Annotated in this window: 20 protein-coding genes; 8 read left to right on the plus strand and 12 right to left on the minus strand. The window is 69.5% G+C overall.

Annotated elements, in window-relative coordinates:
- Window positions 1-121: 121 nt before the first annotated feature.
- The 10 genes from P2Q00_RS28350 to P2Q00_RS28395 form a co-directional block, all read right to left on the minus strand.
- Entirely contained in the window at window positions 122-1,594 is a 1,473-nt protein-coding gene (locus tag P2Q00_RS28350; RefSeq protein WP_275775781.1) for a DUF6177 family protein, read from the minus strand.
- Window positions 1,591-5,601, minus strand: a complete 4,011-nt coding sequence (eccCa, locus tag P2Q00_RS28355) for a type VII secretion protein EccCa (protein ID WP_275775783.1) — start codon at window positions 5,599-5,601, stop codon at window positions 1,591-1,593. Before eccCa ends, P2Q00_RS28350 begins: the two co-directional genes overlap by 4 nt.
- Window positions 5,598-6,665 (minus strand): MinD/ParA family ATP-binding protein, encoded by a 1,068-nt coding sequence (locus tag P2Q00_RS28360; RefSeq protein WP_275775785.1) that lies wholly within the window; start codon window positions 6,663-6,665, stop codon window positions 5,598-5,600. Before P2Q00_RS28360 ends, eccCa begins: the two co-directional genes overlap by 4 nt.
- Window positions 6,666-6,984: 319 nt before the next feature.
- Window positions 6,985-8,334 (minus strand): type VII secretion integral membrane protein EccD, encoded by a 1,350-nt coding sequence (gene eccD, locus P2Q00_RS28365; RefSeq protein ID WP_425579647.1) that lies wholly within the window; start codon window positions 8,332-8,334, stop codon window positions 6,985-6,987.
- A 13-nt stretch (window positions 8,335-8,347) separates the two neighbouring features.
- Window positions 8,348-8,641, minus strand: a complete 294-nt coding sequence (locus tag P2Q00_RS28370) for a hypothetical protein (protein ID WP_275775788.1) — start codon at window positions 8,639-8,641, stop codon at window positions 8,348-8,350.
- 100 nt (window positions 8,642-8,741) lie between these two features.
- Window positions 8,742-9,596, minus strand: a complete 855-nt coding sequence (locus tag P2Q00_RS28375) for an immunity 49 family protein (protein ID WP_275775789.1) — start codon at window positions 9,594-9,596, stop codon at window positions 8,742-8,744.
- A 5-nt stretch (window positions 9,597-9,601) separates the two neighbouring features.
- On the minus strand, window positions 9,602-12,070 hold the full coding sequence (locus P2Q00_RS28380) for a hypothetical protein (protein WP_275775790.1): 2,469 nt from the start codon (window positions 12,068-12,070) through the stop codon (window positions 9,602-9,604).
- 2 nt (window positions 12,071-12,072) lie between these two features.
- Window positions 12,073-12,471: a DUF6507 family protein gene (locus P2Q00_RS28385; protein ID WP_275775791.1), complete on the minus strand. Its 399-nt coding sequence runs from the start codon at window positions 12,469-12,471 to the stop codon at window positions 12,073-12,075.
- Window positions 12,472-12,524: 53 nt separating this feature from the next.
- Window positions 12,525-12,833: a pore-forming ESAT-6 family protein gene (locus tag P2Q00_RS28390; protein ID WP_275775792.1), complete on the minus strand. Its 309-nt coding sequence runs from the start codon at window positions 12,831-12,833 to the stop codon at window positions 12,525-12,527.
- 23 nt (window positions 12,834-12,856) lie between these two features.
- Complete coding sequence (locus tag P2Q00_RS28395) at window positions 12,857-13,186, minus strand: hypothetical protein (RefSeq protein ID WP_275775793.1); 330 nt, start codon at window positions 13,184-13,186, stop codon at window positions 12,857-12,859.
- 740 nt (window positions 13,187-13,926) lie between these two features.
- On the opposite strand from P2Q00_RS28395, the gene P2Q00_RS28400 reads away from it, so the two are divergent.
- The 6 genes from P2Q00_RS28400 (at window position 13,927) to P2Q00_RS28425 (ending at window position 17,649) form a co-directional block, all read left to right on the plus strand.
- The gene (locus P2Q00_RS28400; RefSeq protein WP_275775795.1) at window positions 13,927-14,589 is read left to right on the plus strand and encodes an HNH endonuclease family protein; all 663 of its coding nucleotides are present in this window, start codon (window positions 13,927-13,929) and stop codon (window positions 14,587-14,589) included.
- A 44-nt stretch (window positions 14,590-14,633) separates the two neighbouring features.
- The gene (locus P2Q00_RS28405) at window positions 14,634-14,852 is read left to right on the plus strand and encodes a hypothetical protein (protein ID WP_275776022.1); all 219 of its coding nucleotides are present in this window, start codon (window positions 14,634-14,636) and stop codon (window positions 14,850-14,852) included.
- A 646-nt stretch (window positions 14,853-15,498) separates the two neighbouring features.
- Window positions 15,499-15,699, plus strand: a complete 201-nt coding sequence (locus tag P2Q00_RS28410; RefSeq protein WP_275775796.1) for a hypothetical protein — start codon at window positions 15,499-15,501, stop codon at window positions 15,697-15,699.
- Window positions 15,696-16,283 carry an RNA polymerase sigma factor gene (locus P2Q00_RS28415; protein WP_275775798.1) on the plus strand — a complete coding sequence of 196 codons (588 nt, stop codon included), beginning with the start codon at window positions 15,696-15,698 and terminating at the stop codon, window positions 16,281-16,283. The genes P2Q00_RS28410 and P2Q00_RS28415 overlap by 4 nt, the downstream gene beginning before the upstream one ends.
- Before the next feature lie 6 nt (window positions 16,284-16,289).
- Window positions 16,290-17,030: a hypothetical protein gene (locus P2Q00_RS28420; protein WP_275775799.1), complete on the plus strand. Its 741-nt coding sequence runs from the start codon at window positions 16,290-16,292 to the stop codon at window positions 17,028-17,030.
- Window positions 17,031-17,511: 481 nt separating this feature from the next.
- Window positions 17,512-17,649 (plus strand): hypothetical protein, encoded by a 138-nt coding sequence (locus tag P2Q00_RS28425; RefSeq protein WP_275775800.1) that lies wholly within the window; start codon window positions 17,512-17,514, stop codon window positions 17,647-17,649.
- Between the two features lie 348 nt (window positions 17,650-17,997).
- Here P2Q00_RS28425 and P2Q00_RS28430 read toward each other — a convergent pair whose 3' ends face one another.
- Window positions 17,998-18,489 carry a universal stress protein gene (locus P2Q00_RS28430; RefSeq protein ID WP_275775802.1) on the minus strand — a complete coding sequence of 164 codons (492 nt, stop codon included), beginning with the start codon at window positions 18,487-18,489 and terminating at the stop codon, window positions 17,998-18,000.
- Between the two features lie 27 nt (window positions 18,490-18,516).
- Window positions 18,517-19,773, minus strand: coding sequence for an SLC13 family permease (locus P2Q00_RS28435; RefSeq protein WP_275776024.1), 1,257 nt, complete (start codon window positions 19,771-19,773; stop codon window positions 18,517-18,519).
- Between the two features lie 471 nt (window positions 19,774-20,244).
- Between P2Q00_RS28435 and P2Q00_RS28440 the strand changes: the two genes are divergently transcribed.
- Together P2Q00_RS28440 and P2Q00_RS28445 are read left to right on the plus strand one after the other, a co-directional pair.
- On the plus strand, window positions 20,245-21,675 hold the full coding sequence (locus P2Q00_RS28440; protein ID WP_275775803.1) for a family 2B encapsulin nanocompartment shell protein: 1,431 nt from the start codon (window positions 20,245-20,247) through the stop codon (window positions 21,673-21,675).
- A 5-nt stretch (window positions 21,676-21,680) separates the two neighbouring features.
- On the plus strand, window positions 21,681-22,964 hold the full coding sequence (locus P2Q00_RS28445; RefSeq protein ID WP_275775804.1) for a family 2 encapsulin nanocompartment cargo protein terpene cyclase: 1,284 nt from the start codon (window positions 21,681-21,683) through the stop codon (window positions 22,962-22,964).
- The last annotated feature ends 67 nt before the right edge of the window (window positions 22,965-23,031 follow it).

Genomic DNA, 23,031 nt, shown 5'->3' on the forward strand with positions numbered 1-23,031 from the left:
GGCGAGTTGGCGGGCGGGCCGACGGCTCGTGGTCCATTTCAGGAAGTATCGGATCAGGTACGCGTCAGTGGCCCCGTCAGTGGAGCCGGGAGCCCAGTCGAAGGCGTCGCCTCGTCAGCTGTTACGAACTGGTGCTGCCCGGGCCGTTCTTGAGGTGGATGGCGAGGTTTTGGAAGGCCGTCCAGGCTTCGGCGTCGGTTCCGTCGCCGAGCGGGTAGTGGAAGGCGGGGCAGCTGAGGGAGCCGAGCTGTCGCGGTTTCGTGGCGAGGGGTGGGCGGCGGGCGTGGGTGAGGCCGATCGTCCCTATGTCGCGTGGGCCGAGGGTGAAGGAGACCGGGAGGGGTGGGGCTTCCAGGTGCGCGGGCAGGGTGAGGTCGGCGCGGGCGTTGCGCAGGGTGGTGAGCATCGTCGTCAGGCCGTGTGCGTCGACGAGTGTCGCGGCGAGGGATTCCAGGCTGTCCAGGGGGACTTCGGCGGGGGCGGTGTAGCCGAGGGTGAGAGTCGTGTCCTCGGCGACGCCGGCAGTGGTGCGGGTGATGCGGTGGATGGCGATGGCCGGGCGGTCGGGTGAGCCGATGGCAATGAGATGGGTGGGTGCGGGGGCCCGGTTGCGGGCGAGATCGGTCAACTGGCGTCGGGACCAGGGGAGGTTGACGGGTTCTGCAGTGCCCCAGCCAGAGGGTGCCGCGCCGGTGAGGTGGCGCCACGCTGTTTCGAGGGCGTGACCGAGCAGGAGGTCGGTGTCGGCCGTATGCACCGTACGGAAGGACACGGTGAGCTGTCGTTGTCCGGTGGGTGTAGCCGATGCTGTGAAGGCGTCGGCGACGGCGGTGCCGGTCGGAGTGAACGTGCCGCCCAGCCAGGCGAGTCGGACGCCGGACAGGCCGTCGTAGTAGCCGCCTGCGGGATCTTGGATCACCCATCGGTTGGGGGCGCCGCCCAGCGCGGCGCGCAACGGAAGGCTGAGGCGGACGTGGGGTGGTGTGACGAGGTGGAGGGCGCGGTTCGCCTGCACGGTGGTGCGCAGGATGTCCGAGAGCCAGCTGGTGAGGGGGACGAGCGGGCGGTCGGCCAGGACGACTGCCGTCGAGTCGGTCAGGACGTCGACAGCGGGGAGGACAGGGGTGGGAGCCGAGGCGGCTGTCTCGGTGGGGTTGTCGTCCGCGGCGCTGGGGGGCGTGGGTGTGTGCGGCTGCGCGGCTGTCGCGTCGTCGGGGGCTGCGACACGGGCGGTGTGGGCTGCACCGGGCGGCCACGTCGTCCCGCCGAGCAGCATCGTCAGGCGTCCGCACACCGACCCCGCCAGGGCTTCCGCTTCGGGGACGGCCGTGGAGGCGCGGGTCTCGGTCCACCAGAACGGCGGCTCGGGCGCGGTTGCTTGAGGGCCGAGGAGGCGTTCGGCTTCGCCGGGTGTGTGGACGAGCAGCGGGGACTCGACCGAGACCAGCGGGCGCCCGGCCGCCGTGCACAGTTGGATGACCGCGCCGTCGTCGGTGGCGGTCAGGTTCAGCTCGGGGCCGCCGGCGTGCAGGGCTGCCAGGAGTGAGCGGGTGTCGGGCATCTTCTCGGTGAGCGCGATGACGTCCTTGGTCACGCCGGGTTCTCCACAGGGTTGGTCTCGGCCGCGAGGGCGGTCTGGATCAGCAGGTGGCGCCGGCCGCGGCGGACCAGGGTGCCCCGGCCCGGCGGCTGCGGAGAGGCGTACAGGCCAGGGAAGAGCTGGCCCTCGGTGCGGTCGCCGGTCATCACGAGGGCCGTCGCACCGGTCTCGCGCAGCGTCGTCAGGAACGGCTCGTACAGGGCGCGCGAGGCGCCCGCGACGCGGCGGGCGACGACGAAGTGCAGGCCGATGTCCTGGGCCGAGGAAATGTACGGCAGGAGCGGATCGAGGGGCTGCTGGCCGGCAGCGGTGAGGATGTCGTAGTCGTCGACGACGATCACGATCCGCGGCCCGGTGAAGGCTGGCTCGTCGCTCACCGCGTCGGGGTCGGCGGTCTCCGGGAGGCGCTTTTCCAGTTCGGTCGCGATGCCGGTGGCGAGGGCGGCGGACAGTTTCGCGTTGTGCGCGTAGCCGCCGCGGTACGGCTCCGGGATCACGCCGCGCAGGCCGCGCCGTGGGTCGAAGACGCCGAAGACGAGCTCGTCGTCGCTGTATCGGTCCACGAGCGCACGGGAGATCAGCTGGAGGAGGTTGGTCTTGCCGCATTCGTTGTCGCCCAGGACCAGCAGGTGCTGGTCGGTGCCGAACAGGTCGAGGACAGCCGGGGACAGGGACTCCTGGTCGACGCCGATCGGTACCGCGTGCGGTACCGCGACAGCGGACGGCAGGCGCTGCGCGGGCAGCCGGGTCGGCAACACCCGTACGGGAGCCGCCAGTTCACCGTGCCAGGTCGCGCCCACCGAGCGTACGGCGTCCTCGAGCGCGGCCCCCAGACCGACGGGCGAGGCGAGGGCGTCCAGGCGCGGCAGGGCGACGTGCGCGAACAGCTTGCCGTCGGTGAGGGCGCGGCCCGAGGTGTCGGCCGACAGGGTCTCGGACAGCTTGCGGTCGACGGAGGAGTCGGCGGGATCGTTGAGGCGCAGTTCGATCCGGCTGCCGAACATCGACTGGGTGGCGATGCGGACATCGTTCCAGCGGAGCATGCCGGCCACGACGTGAATGCCGTAACCACTCCCCCGCTTGAGCAGGTCCGCGACCGCGTCGTCCAGGTCGGCGAACTCGTCCCGCAGCGCGCCGAACCCGTCGATGAGCAACACCACCTCCGTGGAGCCGAGTTCGGGCAGCTCGCCCCTCTCGCGCAGGACACGCAGCTGCTCGACGGAGTCGATGCCGTGCTCGCGGAAGACGGCCTCGCGCTCGGCGAGCATGGTGCGCACCTCGGCGACCGTGCGGGCGGCACGTTCGTGGTCGGCGCGCCCGGCGATCCCGCCAACGTGCGGCAGGCCGGACAGCGCGCTCAGACCGCCGCCGACCAGGTCGAGGCCGTAGACGGCGACCTGGTGCGGCGTGTGGGTGACGGCGAGGGACAGGGCCAGGGTGCGCAGCAGGGTGGTCTTGCCGGACTGCGGGCCGCCGATGACGGCCGTGTGCCCGCCGGCCGTGTTCAGGTCGTGCACCCACCGGCCCTGCCACTGCCGTGCCGGGCCGTCGAGGACACCGAGCGGCACCCGCAACGGGCCGTCCCGACGGGCGAGTTGCAGCCCGTCCGCCGACGCCTGCACCGGTCCGGCCGCTCCCGTCAGCGTCACCGTATCGGGCAGCGGCGGCAGCCAGATCCGCCGCACCGGCTCGGCCGCGCCCGCCAGCTGGTCCACCACGGCGGACAGCATGGTGGGCCCGCTGTCCCGCTCGCGCGGCGCGGCGACGCCGTCGTCACCCACCGCCGCCCCTGTCGGCATGGCCAGGGTGTTGTACGGCGGATACGCCCACGCCGACGGCTCGTCGGCGGCGACCGCATCGCGTACCGCGGGCCCGCGGTACGCGCCGGAAACGAAGCCCGCCTTGAACCGCGTGTACGTGGACGTGTCGACCTTCAGATAGCCGAAGCCCGGCAGCGGCGGCAGATTGAAGGCGTCCGTGGTCTCCAGGACCGTACGCGACTCGTCCGCCGAGAACGTGCGCAGCCCGAGCCGGTACGACAGATAGGTCTCCAGGCCCTTGAGCCTTCCGCCCTCGATGCGCTGGCTGGACAGCAGCAGATGCACGCCGATGGAGCGGCCGATGCGGCCGATGGAGAGGAACAGGTCGATGAAGTCCGGTTTGGCGGTGATCAGTTCACCGAACTCGTCGATCACGACGAACAGGTGCGGGAGCGGTTCGAGGTCCGGGCGGGCGGTGGCGCGCAGCGCCCGGTAGTGGCCGATGTCGGAGATGTTCCCCGCGTCCTTGAGGACCTGCTGACGGCGTTTGATCTCCCCGGCCAGCGAGGTGTGCACGCGCTCGACGAGACCGGCCTGGTTCTCCAGGTTGGTGATGACGCCCGCCACGTGCGGCAGGCTCGTGAACGGGGCGAAGGTGGCCCCGCCCTTGTAGTCGACGAGCACCATCGCCAGATCCTCGGGCGGATGCGTCGTCACCAGGGCGAGCACCAGGGTGCGCAGCAGCTCGCTCTTGCCGGAACCGGTGGCGCCCACGCACAACCCGTGCGGCCCCATGCCGAGTTCGGACGACTCCTTCAAATCCAGGAGCACCGGCTCGTGCCGGTCGTCCAGCCCGATCGGCACCCGCAGGAAGTCACGGTCACCGCGCGGCACCCACTGCCGGGCCAGGTCCAGGGCGGCCGGATCGTCGATACCCAGCAGTTCGGGAAAGTCCACCGGGCCGGACACCGGCGTGCCGTCGGCGGCCGACTCCGGGGACAGGCGCAGCGGCGCCAGCATGCGGGCCAGCCCCTCGGCGCCGGCGGCACTTGCCGGATCAAGGACGCCCGAGACCCGCACGATGTGCTCGCCCCGCAGGTCGTCGACCGTGACCTGCTGTCCATCGACGGTGATCCGCACGGACACCTGATCGGGCTCGTGCACCTGCTCGGCGAGCAGGTGCAACACGGTCACGCCCATGTCACCGAGGGCAACCGCCGCATCCGGCCGGGGCAGTTCGGCAGCGTTCTGTCCGTACTCGTCACTGACCAGGAGCAGTCGGCTGCCGAGACTCAGCGCCGTGCGGTCGGACAGGCCGCGCCGCACCTCGGCGGCGTAGGAGGCACGCTTTTTGAGGTCCACGCCGATGAGGCGGGCGAGCTGAGCGAGATCGGGCGCGATACGGCGGGCGGCCACCGGCCCGTCGAGCTCGTCGGTATCGAGGACATGGGGCAGCCATTTCACCCATGCCCACTCCTCGACATGCTCTGCGGGTACGCCGAGCGCGAGCGCCATGTCGTCCGGCGCATGCGCGACGGCGGCCTGCACAAGCAACGCCCGGGCGACCCGCAGCACGCCCTCGCGGTCGCCGAGTACGGTCACGTTGCCCACGCGGTCCAGCGGCACCGTCAGTGGATGGTCGGCGGTGGTCGAAAACCGCGCCTGCAGCGCCCGTGCCTCGTTCAGCATGAACGGATCCGGCGGCGTGAGCACCCCGCTCGCCGAGTTCTGCCCGACCACCACGTCCTGCACCGGTACGTCACCGACACCTACGCGTACGCGCAGGAAATCGGCGTCCGTACGCCGCCGCTCCCACAGCCGCGCCGGATCGCGCACCAGGTCATACAGAGCCGACGGCGGAGGGTTCAACTCCCGTGCGGCGCGGCGCCGTTCCCGCTCGGCCGCGCCCAACTCCTCACGCAGCTCCTCCAGATACTCCAGATACCGTTCGCGCTGCACCCGCCGCTGCCGCTGCGCCTTGCCGCGCTGCGACAGGAACAGCGCCACGGCCCCGAGCAGCGCGATGACCAGCACGACCGCGCCGAGGCCCGCGAACTGGCTGGAGCGGATGACGGTCATCATCACCACGGACCCCATGACACCGGCCATCGGCAACAGGGCCGTGGCCGCGCTGCCCATCTTGCCCTCGGGCAGGTTCGGCGGCGGCTCGATGGTGCGCGCCCCGGCTGGGGGCAGCGGCCGGGTGGCGCGGGCGGGGCGGTGGACCAGATGCTGCGTCAACGGACCTGCACCGCCCGCTGCAGCGCCTCCGCCGCGAGCCGGGTGGCCGCGCCGCGCGTGACCAAGCCGAGCAATTCCGTACGGATGGGCCCGCCGGCCGCGAGATGCCGGTCGTAGGGCAGGTGCACGATGGTGACCCCTGTTTCACGCAGATGCGCTGTGGCCGTCTTCAGGTCGAGGTTCAGATCGGGTGTGCCCGAGGTGAGGGCGACGACGGTGGACGCGAGAGCCTCGTGCGGCAACTGGGCCAGCCAGTCCAGGACTATGCGCGTGCCGCCCACGCCCTCCGCGGTCAGCGGGGCGACCACCACGCGGCCGTGTGCGGTGTCCATCGCGGTACGGGCCACCTCACCTGGCAGCGCCTCGCAGTCCACGACCGTGACGGCGAAGTAACGGCGCAGCGCCAGCGTCACCGTGCGGTAGGAGCGGATGTCCAGCGGGGCGCCGAGGCGTCCCTGGCTCGCGGGCAGCAGCCAGCCGCCGCCCGTGACCGGCACCAAATAGCCGGTGATGTCGGTGAGTTGCATCGACGGCGTCAGGATGTGGGCCAGCTCGGCACACGACCAGCGCACCGACTCCGCGCCGAGCCGCACCGGCAGCGTGCCCAGCGCGGCGTCCGCCTCCAGCGCGAGCACCGGGTCGTGCCGGTAGTGGGTGAACGTACGGGCGAGCAGCGCGGCGGTCGTCGTCTTACCGACACCGCCCCGGATCGACGTCACAGCGATCACCCGGCCGGTGGTGACCGGCTGCTGCAACTCCCGCCCGATACGCGTCTCCTCGGCGACCTCCTGGGAGGCCGACGAGGTCAGCCGCCGGATCGACTGCCCGGTCCGCCGCGCCACGGAATCCCCGCGCAACGGCTTCCCCAGCGCGAGGGCGAGCCGCGGGTCGATGGTGGGGACGGACTCGGGGGTGGAGAAGGGAAGGCCGGGGCCGGTGGGACGGTGGCGGACCACCGGTGTGCCGCTCTCCTCGGGCTGGGCCGCGGAGGGAGCCGAACGCGCAGGCGTGGGCGGGGTGGCTGCGTAGGGAGGCGGCATGGTGGGCAGGCGGGGCAGGGACACCGGTTGCGAGCCCTGCTCAGGCAGCGGCGCCGGGTGCTCGGGTCGATACTGCGGTACGTCACCGTGGGGTGCCGCCGATGCGGTGCGCGGGGCAAGTGGCTGTCCGGGGTTGGGGCTCTGATCGTCGGGGTGACGGACCGGGAGAGGTGTCTTGGCGTCTGTCCCTGGCTTCTGGTCCGCCGAAGCCCCGTACTCCGTCGCTTCGTTCGCGTTCGCCGCAGCAGCTGGACCCGCCGACTCGGACGCGGCGCCCCGCAACTCTCGCAGCACCTCGTCCTGCCAACCGCCCTCAGCCCGGTTCATTCCTGCCGCCTCACGCTCACGCGAAGGTGCCGAGCAGCCGCCCGTACACCCCGAAGACGCCAAGCACCAGCGGGAACAACGCGATCACCCCGACGGACTCGAGCACATCGCCAAACCGGCGCAACCGCACCCGCACATGCTCCGGCGGCTGCACCACGAGCACGGCCAGCGGCACGACCGCCAGCACCACCAGCACCGCGAGCGGCCCGGCCGTACCGGATCGCTCCAGCCACACCCAGGCCAGCCGCATCACCACCACCGCGCTGGCCGCGAGCAGCGCGACGACCTCAGGGACCAGCGGATACGCCCGTGCCCGCAGCGCGAGCACCAGCGCGACGGCCACCGTGAGCAGTACCGTCCACACCGTGGTCGTACGCAGCACGAGCACCCCGGCGACGGCCGCGGACACCGCCGTCGCGATCGTCGCGAGCGCGAGCCCGCGGTGCGTGGCCGCGAGCGCGGTCGACACCTGATAGCGGCTCACCGACGCGCCGCCCGAGCGCCGGTCGTCGAGCCCGGAGAGCCCCGACGCCATCAACGCGAGCCGCGGCAGCAGCCCCAAGGCCACCACCGAGATGACGGCGAGCAGCGCCCCGGCCCGCCCCGCCGGCTGAAAGGCGAGCGCACACTCCCAGCACACCCCTCCCCCGACGGCCGCGGCAGCGCCGAAGACCCCACCGCGTCCCAGTGGCGAGCACCATCCCAGTAGCAGCAACGCGAGGGCCACCACCCCGGCGACGCCGGCGAGCCGCACAGGGCCCGACCAATCCTGGGCATCGCCCAGGCTCCACGCCCCGAACACGCCGAGCGCACCGCCGGTGACGACGAGCGTGGCAGCGAGCCCGCGCACCCCGGCCCGGCCGAAGACCGCACCCGCGACCACGCCGAGCCCGGCGACGACGAGCAGCACGACACCCACGCTCTGCGCGGCGAACTCCTGCCGCGCGAGGAAGGCGGCGCCCAGCGCCCACCCGACCGTCGCTCCCCCGGCGACCGCGCGGCGCGCGGCGGGCCGCCACCGCCAGGCCCGCACATCGAGATCGTCCGCGGCCTCATCCGTCACATCGTGTACGACGGGCGCGGACGGCGCGTCCTCGACGCGCACCAGCCGCAGCACCGCACCGTCCACCACACCTGCCGACTCCAAGGTGGCGTCCGGGTCCAGGACAGTGCCGTCGACCGCCACCAGATGACGCGTTTGCGGCCGCGCACCCACCTGATCGTCCAGCAGCCGCATCACTTCGGGAAGCAGCCGCCCGATCGGCTCCTGCGACGGCAGCACAAGATCGACCCGACGGCGCTCGCCAACCAGAGTGACCCGGCTCAACGCCAGTCCCGTACGGCTCATTGCCCCCGCAGATATCACGCGATTGAACCTATCACCGGGCAGATGAGGCAACGGTCGGTGTCTGGGCGGGCGGTGTGGACGGGACCGTGGTCGAGGTCCCGTAGGGGCTCGTGCTCGCGCCAAGAACCCGATGCGAAATGAATGACCACCCCACACAACCGGCGCACACCACCGCAGCGATCACCACACCCGCAAACACCTTGCCCAGCCGCTCGTCCACGGTGCGCCGCTGCCGCTGCCCACCGAACAGCACAGCATCACGCAGCCGCCGACGTCGAACCGAGACCGACTCAAGAAGCTGACTGTCGTAGTCCTGGGCTGACATGGCTCAACTCCTCGTAGTTCCACGGGCTGCGCTGAGGCCTGAATGAGAGCATGAGCACGGTGCACCGAGGCTCGTCAGCACAGGGACTCCTCGGGTCCGATCACGTCTCGAACTCGCCCACCCAGGCGCGTTCCAGGAGAGCCTTGGGCAGGTAGTCCGACTCCACCGTGACCCGGATACCGGCGTCATACGCGAAACAAGCCATGGCCAACGGGCCGAGAGCGACAACCCCGGAGCTGAGCTGGGAACGCTCCTCGTCCGCTGTCCAGTAGTCCCTGTGCCATTGCACGGCCTCAGCCAAGGCGTTGTTGAACTGGCCATGGTCCTGTCGAAGGAGCTGATGCAATAGCTCGATCGGGGGCCAGACGATCTTCGATAGCAATTCAGGGCTGGCGATCCGCGCGGCTTCCGGCCTGGTGCCCTGAGCCGCGGCCACCAGCTTGTTGCTCAGGTCTGGTCGGCCGAGCCAGTACGCTTGAAGCGCCTCGACCCATGCGTACATGTAGTCGTCATACTCGGCGCCCGATGCGCGGAGCAGTGAAGTCGGCACCTGGCACAGCTTGGTGATCCGTTCCTTCTCGCGGCAGACCACGCACAGCCAGAAGGTCGTGATCCAGTTAGCTGCATTCGCATGCGGCTGGGGTCCAGTCGCAGGGACGGTCCACACTTCACGTGCGATGCGTGCCTGCACGGTTCCTTCGACCGCTTCAGCCGCAGCGAAGAGTGCGCAGCCGGCCTGTACCGCGGTGACCCAGGCCTCCCATGTCTCGTGCTGTCCTGCCTGCGGATCTTCGATGCACAACGTCTCGGCTCGGATCAACGCCGATTGCAGCGCATCACTGATCGCCTCCGGAGCCTCCTCCAGGTCTTCCAGTGCCCAGGCCACGCTCCGGTCGAGCGACGCGACATCGGCTGCCACGTCGCTTCGCTGGAGGGTGTGACGGGAAATCACCACGGGCACTAACTCTCCTCAAAGATCTTGAAGTAGCTCACGGTTGCACCATTGTAGGTGCCCGTATGCGGGTTGGCCTGGATGAGGATGTACTGCACCTTCTTGCGACGCATCGCGCGCCTCAGTTCTGCAGCCACCTCAGCTTCCTTGCCACCACGCCGTTCCATGAGCTCCACTATTGTCTGGGCATACTCGAGGGTTCCCTGCTTGACCCGCATGTGAGCATAGGGGCCAGCCCCCTGACGCCACCCCAACCTCCCGTCAGGCGCTTTGTCCTCGACGAGGAGGAAGTGCCCATCCGCTTGCTTAAGCCGATAGATCTTGTCGAATTCATCGGCTCCGTTGGGAGTTCGCGGCAGTACGACCTCTTCGGCGTCGGGGAACAGCTTGGGGATGGCGTGAAGTTCGGATGCCTTGGTTCCGAGGGCTTCACCAAGCTTACTATTCCTAGGGTGATCACCAAAGGCTGCGTGAGCTTTTTCGAGTGCGTGAGAATTCTCATGAGTTGGAGCAGCCTCGAACGCTTTCTCGGCCACATTGAGTTCGTGGTGCGCATGGTGCACCCGAGTTACCTCGGCGAGCTCATCCTCCGCGTGCGGCGGGACGGAATCGGGCCCAACGTTCTGCGGCCTCAGCAAGTACCCTTCCTGCGGCCCGTGAGGCATATCGCTGGCCGCAATCCACGTACCGTCCGGTTGCTCCTTAATCTGCGGAAGGAAGTTACCGTTCTCGTCCTTCGCATAGATACTGCGCCGCTCACCATCTTTGCGGTAGTACTTATGGCGCCAGTCCGGATCGGCGTTCACCTTGTGAATCTGCTCTTCGACGATTCTCTTGTGCTCTTCAGGGGACAACTCGCGCCCCGAGTCACTCCCGTGAACATCTCCGCCCCCGCCTCCGTGATGACCGGCGGTTCCACTGCCCCGGTCTGCGCCGCCCGATGCATCGAGGCCGTGCCCGGTGGTGTCCACGTTCGCCGCCGAGTCCCCAACTTGACGTGCGTCGCCACCGGTCGCATGACCTGTGGCATGCCCAGCATCTCCGGCGCTGTTGGCCCCTGCATGCGCGCCAACCAGTTGGCTTTCGTGGTTCCCGCTGCTTGCCGCCTGGAGCTGGGAGCGGTCGGCGGGGGACAGTTCGTGCGCCGCTTCGTCCGCGTGCTGGCGCACGCTGCCGTCGGCGTTGAGGACGTGGCCGTCCTCGGTGAGATAGACCGGGTCGCCCTTGGCGTCGATGTACTCGATGGCGCTGTCGGGTACGGAGACCGGGCGTTCCGCGAGGGGCATCGGGTGTTCGGCGGGCGTGTACCTGTCGGCAACGTTCGCCATGTCCAGGTACGTGCCGGTATGGAGATTCTTCAGCGTGGCGAAGGTGTCGCCGACCTTGACGAAGGCGAACTTGCCCACCTTGCCGATATAGGTCATCGGGTCGACGGCCCGGCCGACCTTGCCGGCCACCGACAGGGCACGGGCCGCAGCACCCGCCTTGCCCGCACCGCTTGCCGCGCTGCCGACGCCCTCGGTACCGGCCACGGTCAGCACGTTGAAACCGAACGCACCGGCCGCGCGGGCCGGGTTGGTCTTCCACTGGTCGTAGGCGACGAAGCCCTTCACCGCCTGGTTGTGGACCTTGCGCGCATCCCGGAGCCAGGAGGGCAGTTGGTCGTCCGGGACCAGCCACCAGGCACCCAGCGTGGAACTGGTGAGGAAGGAGGCGGTGCCCAGCTTGGCGAGGTTGTTCCAGGCCTCGCCGGCCGCGCCCCAGCCGTCCGAGCCGAACAAGGTGCCAAGCCCGTGGATGGTGCCGATGACACCGTCGTGCCAGACGCCGTCCCACACCTGCTTGCCCTGGTGGACCAGCCAGGACCAACCCTCATACTCCCGCTCGACCGGCGCTCCCCAGGGGGTTTCCTTGGCATGGTCAAGGTCGTCGGCCCTGTAGCCGTACATGTTCTTGCCGTGGGAGCCGTCGTCGGCACTCAGCCCGGCTCCGCCGATCAGCGCCATGATCTTGTTGTAGGCGGTGCGCTCGGCAGCCTGGAAAGCGGCGACCGCGTGGTTGACGTCGTGCCACAGGTCGTTGTTGTGGTCGACCTTGTCCTGGTCCTTGCGCCAGTCGTCCCCGGCCGGCAGCGCGTTCACAAACGCCGTGGCATCCGCCTTCAGCGCGTCCAACTTCTGCACCAGCGGCTGGACTTCGAAGCTGTAGTCCGAAAGGGCCGCCGTGACCTTCTCCAGGTCGTCGGCGAACGCGTCCGACTTCTGCTTCACCGGCAGCGTGGTGGCGAACAGCTGCTCCGCCTCCGGCGCGTGGTAGAACGCCGACAGGCCCTGGAACTCCGTGTGCACATCCGAACCGGACGCCCGGAACTGACCCGCGTCCGCCGTCAGCAGCATCACATCGGTGTCCAGCGTGGCCAGGTCGCCGATGAAGTGCGGGATGCCGGACGGGTCGATCAGCTTCGCCTCGTCGCCCACTGCTACTGACCCTCCGTACGACGGCCCGTTCCGCCCTCGCCCGGCATGTGCACCGTCGGCTCCTTGGCCGCCGCCCGCTGCGCGTTGCCCGCCTGCTCCAGAGCACCGGCCAGGTAGTGACGGGTGGCCTCATCCGCTCCGTGCAGCGACTTCGACGTCCGCTCGGCGATGTACTGCAGATCCCGGCCCCAGTGCTGCGCGAACTGGCTCAGCGCCGAACCGACCAAACCGGCCGTGCTGGTGTACGGCCCAAACTGACTCGTCAGCGTCCCCGCCGCGGAGGCCGCTTCCTCAAGATTGCCCTGCATCGCCGAGCCCGCGTCCGACATGTCCTTCGCCGCGGTCCCCGTCTTGGACAGCACGCTGTACACCCCGGCCGGATGGATGTCCCACCCCGTCACAACTTTCCCCCTCATCCCCGCCGGACACCGCCCGGCATGCAACTGCCGTCGTATCAGCCGATGTTGTCGACCGCGGCCCGGGCCTTGGCCAGGGTGGCCTGTGCAGTGCCGTCGTTCTGCTCCAGCGTGGTGCGCACGAGCTGGATGATGTTGCGTACCTCGTTGGCCGCCTTGTTCCAGCGGACTTCCTTGCCGTGGTACTCGTCCGAGACGCCGTCGGCCTGGAAGTCCGCCATCGCGGCCTTCACCGCACGGTCACGCTCGCCGAGCACGGTCTCCAGACGGCCGATGATCCCCTGAAGACTGCTCTGTACGTCGGCGGAGGCGCCGGTGTCGTAAGAGCGACGGTCCAGATTGGCCATGCTGCTCACATCCCCCTCGTGGTTCAGCCGTGGAAGCGGGCCGCGTCGAAGTTCGCGGCGCTCATCGTCTTGTGCGCGTTGTCGGACTGTTCCTGATCCCCGGTGGCGAACCCGGTGTCCATCCCGGACTGGCCGCCCAGGATCGACGACAACGACCCGTTCAACGCGGCAGTGATCTCATCGGCGCGCAGCTTGAACGAGTCGAACATGGCCTTGCCCTCGCCGTTGAATTTCCCCTCCAACGGCTGCGCCGCGGCGATCAACTGCTGGATCAGCGTGCCCAGATCGTCACTCGACCCGATCGTGCTCTTGGTCAGAGTCGCAAGCGTCGTTGACCCCATGTCGAATTTCATGGAGATGTCCCCCGCACCCGTAGTCCAGATCGTCGACATGCGAGACGTCGCAGCGTGCTCGGACGCCACTCGCGTCACATGCCCAAGTGCTCATCGTCACCTACGAGGAGTTGCTGACGCAACGCCCAACGTGTGGAGTGGCTTGATTCACAAGCCTTCGCTGCCGAACGGGCGGCGGTGACGTGGCCGTCTCTTCCGGTCGGCCGGATGAGTAGCCACACTTTGGTCAACTGTGTCGCGCAGTGTGCCCAACCATGCCGCCGCCATTGCGTGCGAACCAAGCTGAACCCGACTTGATCCGGTCGTGGGGGCGTGTCCGGGACGAAGCCCGGCGATCCCAACCGGCGCCGTCTCTGGAGCCGGAGGATCCCGGTTCGTCTCCCGCAAGTCCTGATGGCCAGTGAAGTCGGTCCGCTCGGCGCCTGCCCGGATGCGAGGCGGAATTGGGCAGAGGAGACAACGGGCAAGGCCATCATGTCCGGTGAAAACGCGGTCCCCAATGCTCGGAGTGGCCCACCCCTGCTCACTGGACCTCCCCCCACAGGCCACCTGGCCTGCGATCGGGCGTCGGATTGCAGGGCCCAGCCGATGAGCCGTGGAGGGCGTTGACCTTGCGCGGGCGAGCGGCATGTCGCGGGGCGGCCGGAATACCGTTTCTGCGGTGATGACGTCCCGCCATCTGGGTGGGCTCGTTGCGTTCCGGGCCGGTGAGGTGCGGGCTGACCGATATGAACGCGGGCGTGATCAAGCACCTGTCGCGCAGTACGGCCGCGCTTTCCCTCGCCGTCGTCGCTCTCGCTGGCCCCGCCTCCGCCTCGCCCTCTGGCCTCAGCAGACCGGTGGCATCACTCGAGATGCCCGAGCCGCCGGCGGCCGCGGTCGCGATCGACGAGCTACAGACCCTCACCGTCGAGGCCCCCCATCCGATGACCGGCTACAGCCGGGCCAAATTCCCGCACTGGGCAACGCAGTTCGGCAAGTGCGACACCCGCGAGGTCGTACTTGCTCGCGACGGCGTCAACGTCAAGCAGGACGAGGAATGTCGTGCGGTCTCCGGGACCTGGCGGAGCCAGTACGACAACAAGACGGTCACCACTGCCAGTCAGATCGACATTGACCACATGGTGCCTTTGGCCAACGGTTGGCGCTCCGGAGCCGACACGTGGACTACGGCCAAGCGCAAGCAGTTCGCGAACGACCTGGAGCACTCGCAGCTTATCGCGGTCTCAGCGGCGTCGAACCGGTCGAAGGGCGACCAGTCTCCAGATCAGTGGGCGCCGCCGAATAGCGCCTACTGGTGCACCTACAGCCGGGCCTGGACACACGTGAAGTCGCTCTATGGTCTCTCCGTCACCGCCCGGGAGAAGTCGGCCTTGCAGAACATGCTGGGCACCTGTCCGTGAGCAAACGGCTGGAGTCCACCGTGACGGCAGGATCGGGCGGGGCGATGACGGTCGAGGTCGGGGTCATCACCGGTGACCTCACCATCGTCACCACCGCCCTGCCGCAAGGCCGCGCAACCGTCGCGATCCAGTACTTGGGCGCCGAGGAGTGGTACACGCTCACCGGCAGCCCCACTCCCCTGCCGGACGGTGGGCTGGAGGCCCTGCATGCCGTAGTGCTGGACCAGGTACGCAGCGGTCAAAGCGCGGAAGTGCCACGCTGAACTCGAGAGGCACGGCCCCGGATCAGCGGGTGGGTCCGGGGCCGCATCACATTCAGTTACGAATGGGCAGCCCCGGCTCCGGGCCCGCTCCGCGCTCGCTCTCTCCTCTGTCCGAATTCACGGATCGTTATCAACCGTTCGGGGGTTCGTGGGTGAGCTCGGCGAGCGGGAGGGATCGTTCGACCGGTTTCCTCGGCGTCAATGTGAGGGCGGCGCGAGGGCCTGGCGGCGATGCAGCTCCCGAACCGGTACCGGCAGTCCAGTCCCCCTCTTCCAAGCGGAAACCTCGGGCCGCCGCGATGACCGGCACGATCAAGTTGCGCTCGCAGATCTGAGCGGTTGCGCTCGAATTGAGGGCTGCGTCATACCCATGGGCTCCGTGCGTCGGGGCGCTGCGAGGGCTCGCCGTACGTGAAGGGGCGCGCTGCAGGTCAGTGGCCCATTCCGAAGGGAAGGGGTTCACGGGGAGCCGCCTAGTCGAACTCGCGGTGAGTCACCGGGAGTTGACTCTCCGAAAGAATCTCGCGGAGCCGTTGCACGATCGCCCCTGTCGATCGGTTTGCTGATCCCGAGAGCGACGGGACTCTCCGGTGCCCCGCGAGGGGGAACACGGCACCGCCCACTGACGATTAAGGACCTCATAGCCGTGAATGACGTAGCCAGCATCTCGCTGGCCCTCTCCGGGGTCACCGCGCTGCGCGTGTTCGCCCCCGCAGCCCGCACGCTGGCGCGCCGCCTGCTCGGCGCGACGGTGCGGATCGGAGCCGAGTCCCTCGCCGAACGGCGTGCGGCTCGCTTGGCTCCAGTCGCCTCGCAGAACGTCGACGAGAACGGGGACAGTCTGTGACTGGTCCGCAGCAGCCACCACAGCGCGTGGTCCGTGCGATGACGACCGAATTGCCCACGGCCTTCTGGGCGTTCCACAACCTTTACCACCGGCCTTATCTCGAATACGCACATATCCAGCTCGGCGATGAGCGTTCGGCCGGGGAGCTCGTCCATGCCACGTTCATGGACTTGGCCCTGAACTGGCCGGACATGATGGAGGACGCCAACCACGAGGCGTATGCGTGGGCACTGTTGCGTGAGCGCATCGCTGACGAGCTCCGGCTTCAGGGCCGTGTCCCGGCGACAGTGGAGACCGCAGTGTTCGCCCGGGTCAACCGGGCCGCGCTGGAGTCCGTGCGCGATCAGCTCGCCGACATGGAGAGTGCCCTGGGCCTGTACGCGGCCATCTCGCGGCTGCCCGAGCGGCAATTCGACGTGATGGTGCTGCTCTACGTGCTCGGTTATCCCACCGAGCAGACTGCCCACATCCTTGGCGTGACACCGGCGACTGTCCGCTCGCAGGCACGGCACGCCAAGCGGAAGCTGGCCAAGGACCTGGATCTGACCGTCGACCTGACGGCGGACCGCGACGACGCGGAGTGACCACCCATGCGACTGAAGTCCCTTGAAGAGGCCCTTGCCGATGCTCGTGTCTTGCAGGGCGAGTACGACACCTACGATGCGGCAAGAGCGCGCCACCGTATCGCCAAAGAGGCTGTCCATTCGCGCTGGGAGAGGCTCTTTGAACTGAGGCTCCCGCGAGTCTTGGCTCAGCGCCGCTGCCGCGACAACCCCCTCGCCCCTCGCGTCGACGACGGGGCACGACGTCGCATCCCCCGCCATGCCGAGGCTGCTCAGGACCTGCGCGCGTTCTCCCAACTCGTCATCCATGACAAGGAGGCGTCGGCCTACGTCGCTCGCTTCGTCAACGACCGCCGCATCGAACCGGACGGAGCCTTGATCTTCGCTTGCCTTCTCGATCTCGCACAGCAAGAGGAGGGAGCGCAGTTCTGGTGGCAGTTCGCCGCGGGCGCCGGCAGCGCCACCTCCGCCTACTGCCTGTATCTCATGCACCTTCGTCGGGGCGAACTGCGCGACGCCGAGCACTGGGCAGAGCAAGTCGAACAGCTCGACTCCGTCGCAAGTCAGTACCGTCCTCGCGTACTTCAACTGACGACCTGGCACATGGAGACGCCAGCCAGGGACCTCGCAGCGTCGGAACCGCCAAGTGCGGCGCTGCGGGACGCGATCGACCATCTCGGCAAGGGGTGCGACGAAGACTATGGCCTCGTGCCACAGCCTGATCCGGCACTCGCCGAACGGCTGGAGGAGTTCGCCGCGGCCAGCTGATCTGGACTCCGGAATGGATTCGGATGAGTGGGATCGCCCGGGATGCTCCGCCCCTTGTCTTACTGAGGGGCGAAGCATCGTCGAGCGATGCAGCCAGCAGCTCGGATGGGACATGCTTCACGTTACGGCAGCGAACGTCGGCCACTCTGAAGGGAGCAACTGCCCCATGAGGGACGGCAAGCCGTCCGTCCTGGTCGGCGAGGCCCTTCGCGCGGACGGACCGCCGCCAAGCCGCGCAGATCCGTCTTCGGCCTGTCCGCAACCACCGCGGTCAGGGCCTGCTCGCCAACCGGCCCACCACCGAGCAGGTCGCCGACTGGTTCCGCACCGGCGCCTGACGCGGACGCCCCGAGCCGCTGCCCAGACCCCAGCCCGCCTCCCCGCCTCCGGGTCCCGCCTTCTGGGCATCCGAGTCCTCGCCGGCACGTGCGGTGCCGGTGAAAAACGACGACGGAGACCGGGCCCGCCACGATGTCTCACCGTGCGACGGCGCACGGCGCTGCGTCGGCCCGCCGTCGGCGGGGGGGGTGGCGCCCTGGCTGGGCGCCGCGCGAAGACCGCCGGCGTCCTGGCGGCGTCGGTGCTCCTCGTCGCGTCCCTGCTGGCCGGCATGGCCTGATTCGCGCCGGGCGGCAGTGCCGCGAAGGCTCCGCACGCCAACCCGGCCGCCACGGCAAGTACAGTCGGCAGCCTCACAGCCACGTCCCCGCCTGACGCGGCCTCCTCGTCCGGCCCGACCAGCACAACCCCGGCGGCGTCCGCGACCGCGGCAACCGCGAGCCCGCAAGAGAGCGCCCCCGCCCAGCAGCCGGTGAAGGACAGTGCGCGCCCCGCGAAAGGAGAAGCACGCCGGAAAACACTGACCCGGTACGACGTCTGCGAGCAAGGTCGCAGACGCAGTCCGGTGGGCGTCCGCGCCCCTTGCAGGGCGCTGCCGCGAGCAGCCGGTGTGGTCAGGCCGGCCGCGCTACCGGTGGTGCGGGGGTGGCGGTGGGATGTTAGCCAGTCCCGGGGTGGGTTCGGGCCAGACCAGTAGGAGCGGGCAGGGTGCGTGGTCGACAACGAAGCGGCTGGCCGGGCCCAGGCTTTTCGGGCCCAGGCGGCTGCGGTCGCCGTCGCGGGCCACGATGAGCAGGTCCGCGTCCTGCGCGACGATGACGACCTCGCGTTCGATGCGGCCGGTGCGCTCCATGCGGGTGCAGGGGCGGCCGAGTCGGTCGGCCGCGTCCTGGAGGAGCTGCTGGGCGGAGGTGGCGGCGAGCTGATCGAGCCGGGTGCCGGGGTCGCGTTCGGGATGGCCGCGCCCGAGCAGCCCGGCGAACGCGCCGTGCGCGACGTCCGGGATCACCTGGCCGGTCACATGCAGCAGGACAACGTCCGTCTCCTCGGCGGCGTGCGTTCGGGCGGCATCCACGCAGGCGTGCCAGGTGCCTTCGACTATCCAGACGATGACGGCCATCCGCTCACCTTCCTGCTCCCCTGTGGGTCATGTGCCGATCAGACGCAGCGCGCCCCACAGCGCCACCACCGAGCAAGCCAGGGCGGCGGGCACCGTGTACAGGCCGAGTCGGGTGAACTCGCCCAGCTCCACGTCAGTGTCGTGGTCGCGCACGATACGCCGCCACAGCAGCGTCGCCAGCGATCCGGCGTAGGTGAGGTTGGGTCCGATGTTCACGCCGAGCAGCACCGCCAGCACCGCACCCGGGCCGGCCGGGGCGGTGAGCGGGAGCAGCACCAGGACCGCGGGCAGGTTGTTGATCACGTTCGCCAGGACAGCGGCCAGGGCCGCGATGCCCAGCAGCGCGGGCAGCCCGGCGCCGGCGGGGATCAGATGCCCCAGGGCGTCGTCGAGCCCGTTGTCCACCACTGCGCGTACCACGATCCCCAGCGCCAGGACGAAGGCGAGGAAGGGGACCGCGGCCGCCCGCACGATGGCCAAGGGCGTCGTTCGGCGCTGGGCGAGGGCACGGGCCGCGAGCACGAGAGCGCCCGCGAGGGCCGCCCACGCCGGGTTCACCCCGATCGCGGAGGTGAGGACGAACCCGGCCAGCGTGCTGGCCACCACGACGAGGGCGAACAGCGGCAGTTCCGGCGGCTCGTCGCCGGTCAGGGCCTGCGCCCCGGCATCCAGGTCGATGGCGAAGAACCGGCGGAAGACCACGTACTCCACGCCGATGGCGACCACCCAGGGCAGCGCCATCAGTGCGGCGAAGCGGGTGAAGTTCAGCCCGCTGGCGGTGAACGCCAGCAGGTTGGTCAGGTTGGACACCGGCAGCAGCAGCGAGGCGGTGTTGGACAGGTGGGTGCAGGCGTACACGTGCGGTTTGGGGCGGGCGCCGAGCCGGGCGGTGGTGGCGAACACCACCGGGGTGAGCAGCACCACCGTGGCGTCCAGGCTCAGCACCGCCGTGATCACCGACGCGATGACGAACACCTGCACCAGCAGCCGGCGCGGCCATCCCGCCCCGGCGCGGGCCATCCAGGCCCCGCAGGCGTGGAACAGTCCCTCGTCGTCGCAGAGTTGGGCCAGCACCAGCACCGCCGCCAGGAACCCGATCACAGGCCCCAGCCGGGCCGCCTCGGCCTGGGCAGCATCCGACGACACCGCTCCGGTGGCAACCACCAGCACCCCGGCTGGCACCGCGACGACTGCCTCCGGCCAGCCCCAGGGGCGCACGACCGCACAGGCCAGCACCAGGACGAGCAGGGCGGCGGACAGGACCTCCGCGAGCGAGGTGTTCAGGGCCAGGTCCTTCCGGACGGCGACAGGGCAGCCCTTTCATTGAACCCCGTCGTACCCCGTCGGTGAGAGGGATGCTGCAGCACGCCGGTCACGGACGTACGCGGCGCCCGTCCCGGCACCTTCGAGCAGGGGTCTGACCCGACCGTCCCTGGCGTTGATGCGACGGGACTGGTGCCCTCGCTGGTGACCGCGGTGGCGGTGTGCGGTGTTTGTGACGATGCCAACGTTCGCTGCGCCGAGCACGCCGTGTTGACCTGTCGGCGTCACCTGCTGGCTGACGCACCTTCCTCCTGAACAGCCTGTTCTGTCGGGGTGGGGGTGTGAGGGGCGCGCTCCGGCGTGGGCAGTGCCCTCGCACGCCATCCGCACCAATTACTCACCGTGACCGATTGCTGCTAGTTCTATGCACGGAGCGTGACGACCCGGACGGTCGACACGTCGATCGCTCGTGCGAGCAGGAAGAGGTGTGTGATGTCGGTCGAGACCCGTACAGCCCCGGCTGGAGGAGCCGAGGCGGCCCAGCAGCAGGAGCAGCAGAGCCTGAGCACCGCGGCAGCGCGCAATCTGGCCACGACGACCAAGTCCGAACCGCAGATGCAGGGGATCAGCTCACGTTGGCTGACCCGGATGCTGCCCTGGGTGAACGTGCCGGGCGCGACCTACCGGGTCAACCGCCGGCTGTCGTACACCCTGGGTGACGGACGGGTGTCGTTCGTGAAGACCGGCGAGAAGGTCCAGGTTGTTCCGGCCGAGCTCGGTGAACTGCCGTCGCTGCGCGGCTTCACGGATGACGACGCGCTGGGCGCGCTGGCGGAGAAGTTCGTGCAGAAGGAGTACGAGCCGGGCCAGGTCATCGTGCAGGCCGGCCGCAAGGCCGACCACGTGTACCTGGTCGCGCACGGCAAGGTGGAGAAGATCATCGAAGGTCCCTACGGCGACGAAGCGGTCGTCGGACTGCTGGCCGACGGGGACGCCTTCGGCGGGCAGCTGCTGGCCGAGCCGGGCAAGAAGTGGGAGTTCACGGCGCGCACGGTGACCGCCACGACGATCCTTGCGCTGCCGCTGACGGCGTACAAGACGATCGCCGAGCGGCACGACGGACTGCGCGCGCATGTGCACATGATCAGCTCCAACGGCCACCAGAAGATGAACCGGTCCGGTGAGGCAGAGATCGCGCTGAGCTCGGGCCACGTCGGCGAGGCCACCCTGTCGCAGACCTTCGCCGACTACGAACTCGCCCCGCGCGAATACGAGTTGAGCGTGGCCCAGACGGTGCTGCGGGTGCACAGCCGGGTCGCCGACCTCTACAACGAGCCGATGAACCAGACGCAGCAGCAGCTGCGGCTGACCATCGAGGCTTTGCGGGAGCGGCAGGAGTACGAGCTGGTCAACAACAAGGACTTCGGCATGCTCAACAACGCCGACTTCGACCAGCGCATCTCCACCGTCTCGGGCCCGCCCTCCCCGGACGACCTGGACGAACTGCTGTCCATGCGGCGCAAGACCCGCTGCTTCCTCGCCCACCCCAAGGCGATCGCCGCGTTCGGCCGCGAGTGCAACAAGCGGGGCATCTACTTCGGCGGCGTGGAACTGCACGGAAACAACCTGCCCGCCTGGCGCGGGGTGCCGCTGCTGCCGTGCGGCAAGATCCCGATCAGCGAGCAGGGCACGTCGTCGATCATCGCGATGCGCACCGGCGAGGACGACCAGGGCGTGATCGGCCTGTACCAGACGGGCATCCCGGACGAGGTCGAGCCGGGGCTGAACGTGCGTTTCATGGGCATCGACGAGAAGGCGATCATCTCGTACCTGGTCAGCAACTACTACTCGGCGGCCGTGCTGGTGCCGGACGCGCTCGGCGTCCTGGAGAACGTCCAGGTGACCCGTACGAACGGGAACTGACAGCCGTGTCCTTGATCTCCCGGGCCCTCGCGCCCGCGGCGGACCACGACGTGGCAGGGCTGGTACGGGCTCTCCTCTCGGCGCAGGCATCGGCACCGCCGCGGCTGCCGGCCGCACCGGTGGCAGCGCGCGGCCCCCGGCTGCCGTCCGCGCCCACGGGGTTGGGCACATCGGCGGCCAGAATTCCCTGGCGCTCGCTCCCATTCGCCGTGCCCGACGTCGTACGGCCACCTGCCCCCGTACTGCCCACCGGCCCGACCGGCCTCGGCACGACGGCCGCCCGGCCACAGCCTCCCGCTCCCCGGCAGGCACCGGCACCGTCCGACCCGGTCGGCAGACTGCACTGTCCGCCCGCCGTACGGGACGACCCCGCACTCGGCGAGACCGTCAACGAGCGGCTGGTCGAGTGGGCCGAGGAGGTCGGGATCTATCCCGGCAAGCTCGACATGGTCCGCAAGGCCGGCTTCGGACGCCTCATGATGCTCGCCCACCCCGAGACGGACGACCCCGACCGGCTGCTGGCGGCGGCGAAGTGCGGGCTGTCCGAGTGGTCCGTCGACGACCACTACATGGACGGCGAGGTGGAGGAGGCCCGCCCCGAACTGCTCGGGCAGCGTCTCGCGATCGCCCACTCGGTGATCGACCAGGCTCACCTCCCGCGGGCGTACGCGCCACAGCTGGAGGCCGTCGTACGGGCCGACCCCGTCATGCGGGCCCTGCGCTCCGGCCTGGACAACCTCGCCCGGTTCGCCACCACCACACAGGTGCGCCGGCTCCGCCACGAGCTGGGCATCATGTTCGTCGCCTACAACCAGGAAGGCGTCTGGCAGAACACCGGACAGACACCGCCCGTCTGGGAGTTCCTGATGCACCGGCACGAGAACAGCTTCATCCCGTGCATGGTGCTCGTCGACGCGATCGCCGGATACGAGCTGCCGCAGGGCGAGTTCGCCGACCCCCGGGTGCGCCGCGCGTTCACCATCGCGGGCTCCGCGAGCGTCATCGTCAACGACCTGTACTCCATGGGCAAGGAGAACCCGACGGACTTCAGCCTGCCCCGGCTGATCGCCGCCGAGGACGACTGCTCCCTGGAGGAGGCCGTCGACCGCACCGTCAACATCCACAACGAGCTCATGCACACCTTCGAGGCCGAGGCCGCCGCCCTCGCCATGGCCGGCTCCCCCGAGCTGCGCCGGTTCCTGGCAGGCACCTGGGCCTGGCTCGGCGGCAGCCGCGAATGGCACGCGACCAGCGCCCGCTACCACGGCGACGACGCGAACGCCGCCTGACCACAGGCCCGTTCACGCTCCGCCCCCACCCCATCCCCCCCCACACGAGTAAGGACCCGCACGACTC

It is taken from the genome of Streptomyces coacervatus (assembly GCF_029223485.1).
Lineage (GTDB): Bacteria > Actinomycetota > Actinomycetes > Streptomycetales > Streptomycetaceae > Streptomyces > Streptomyces coacervatus.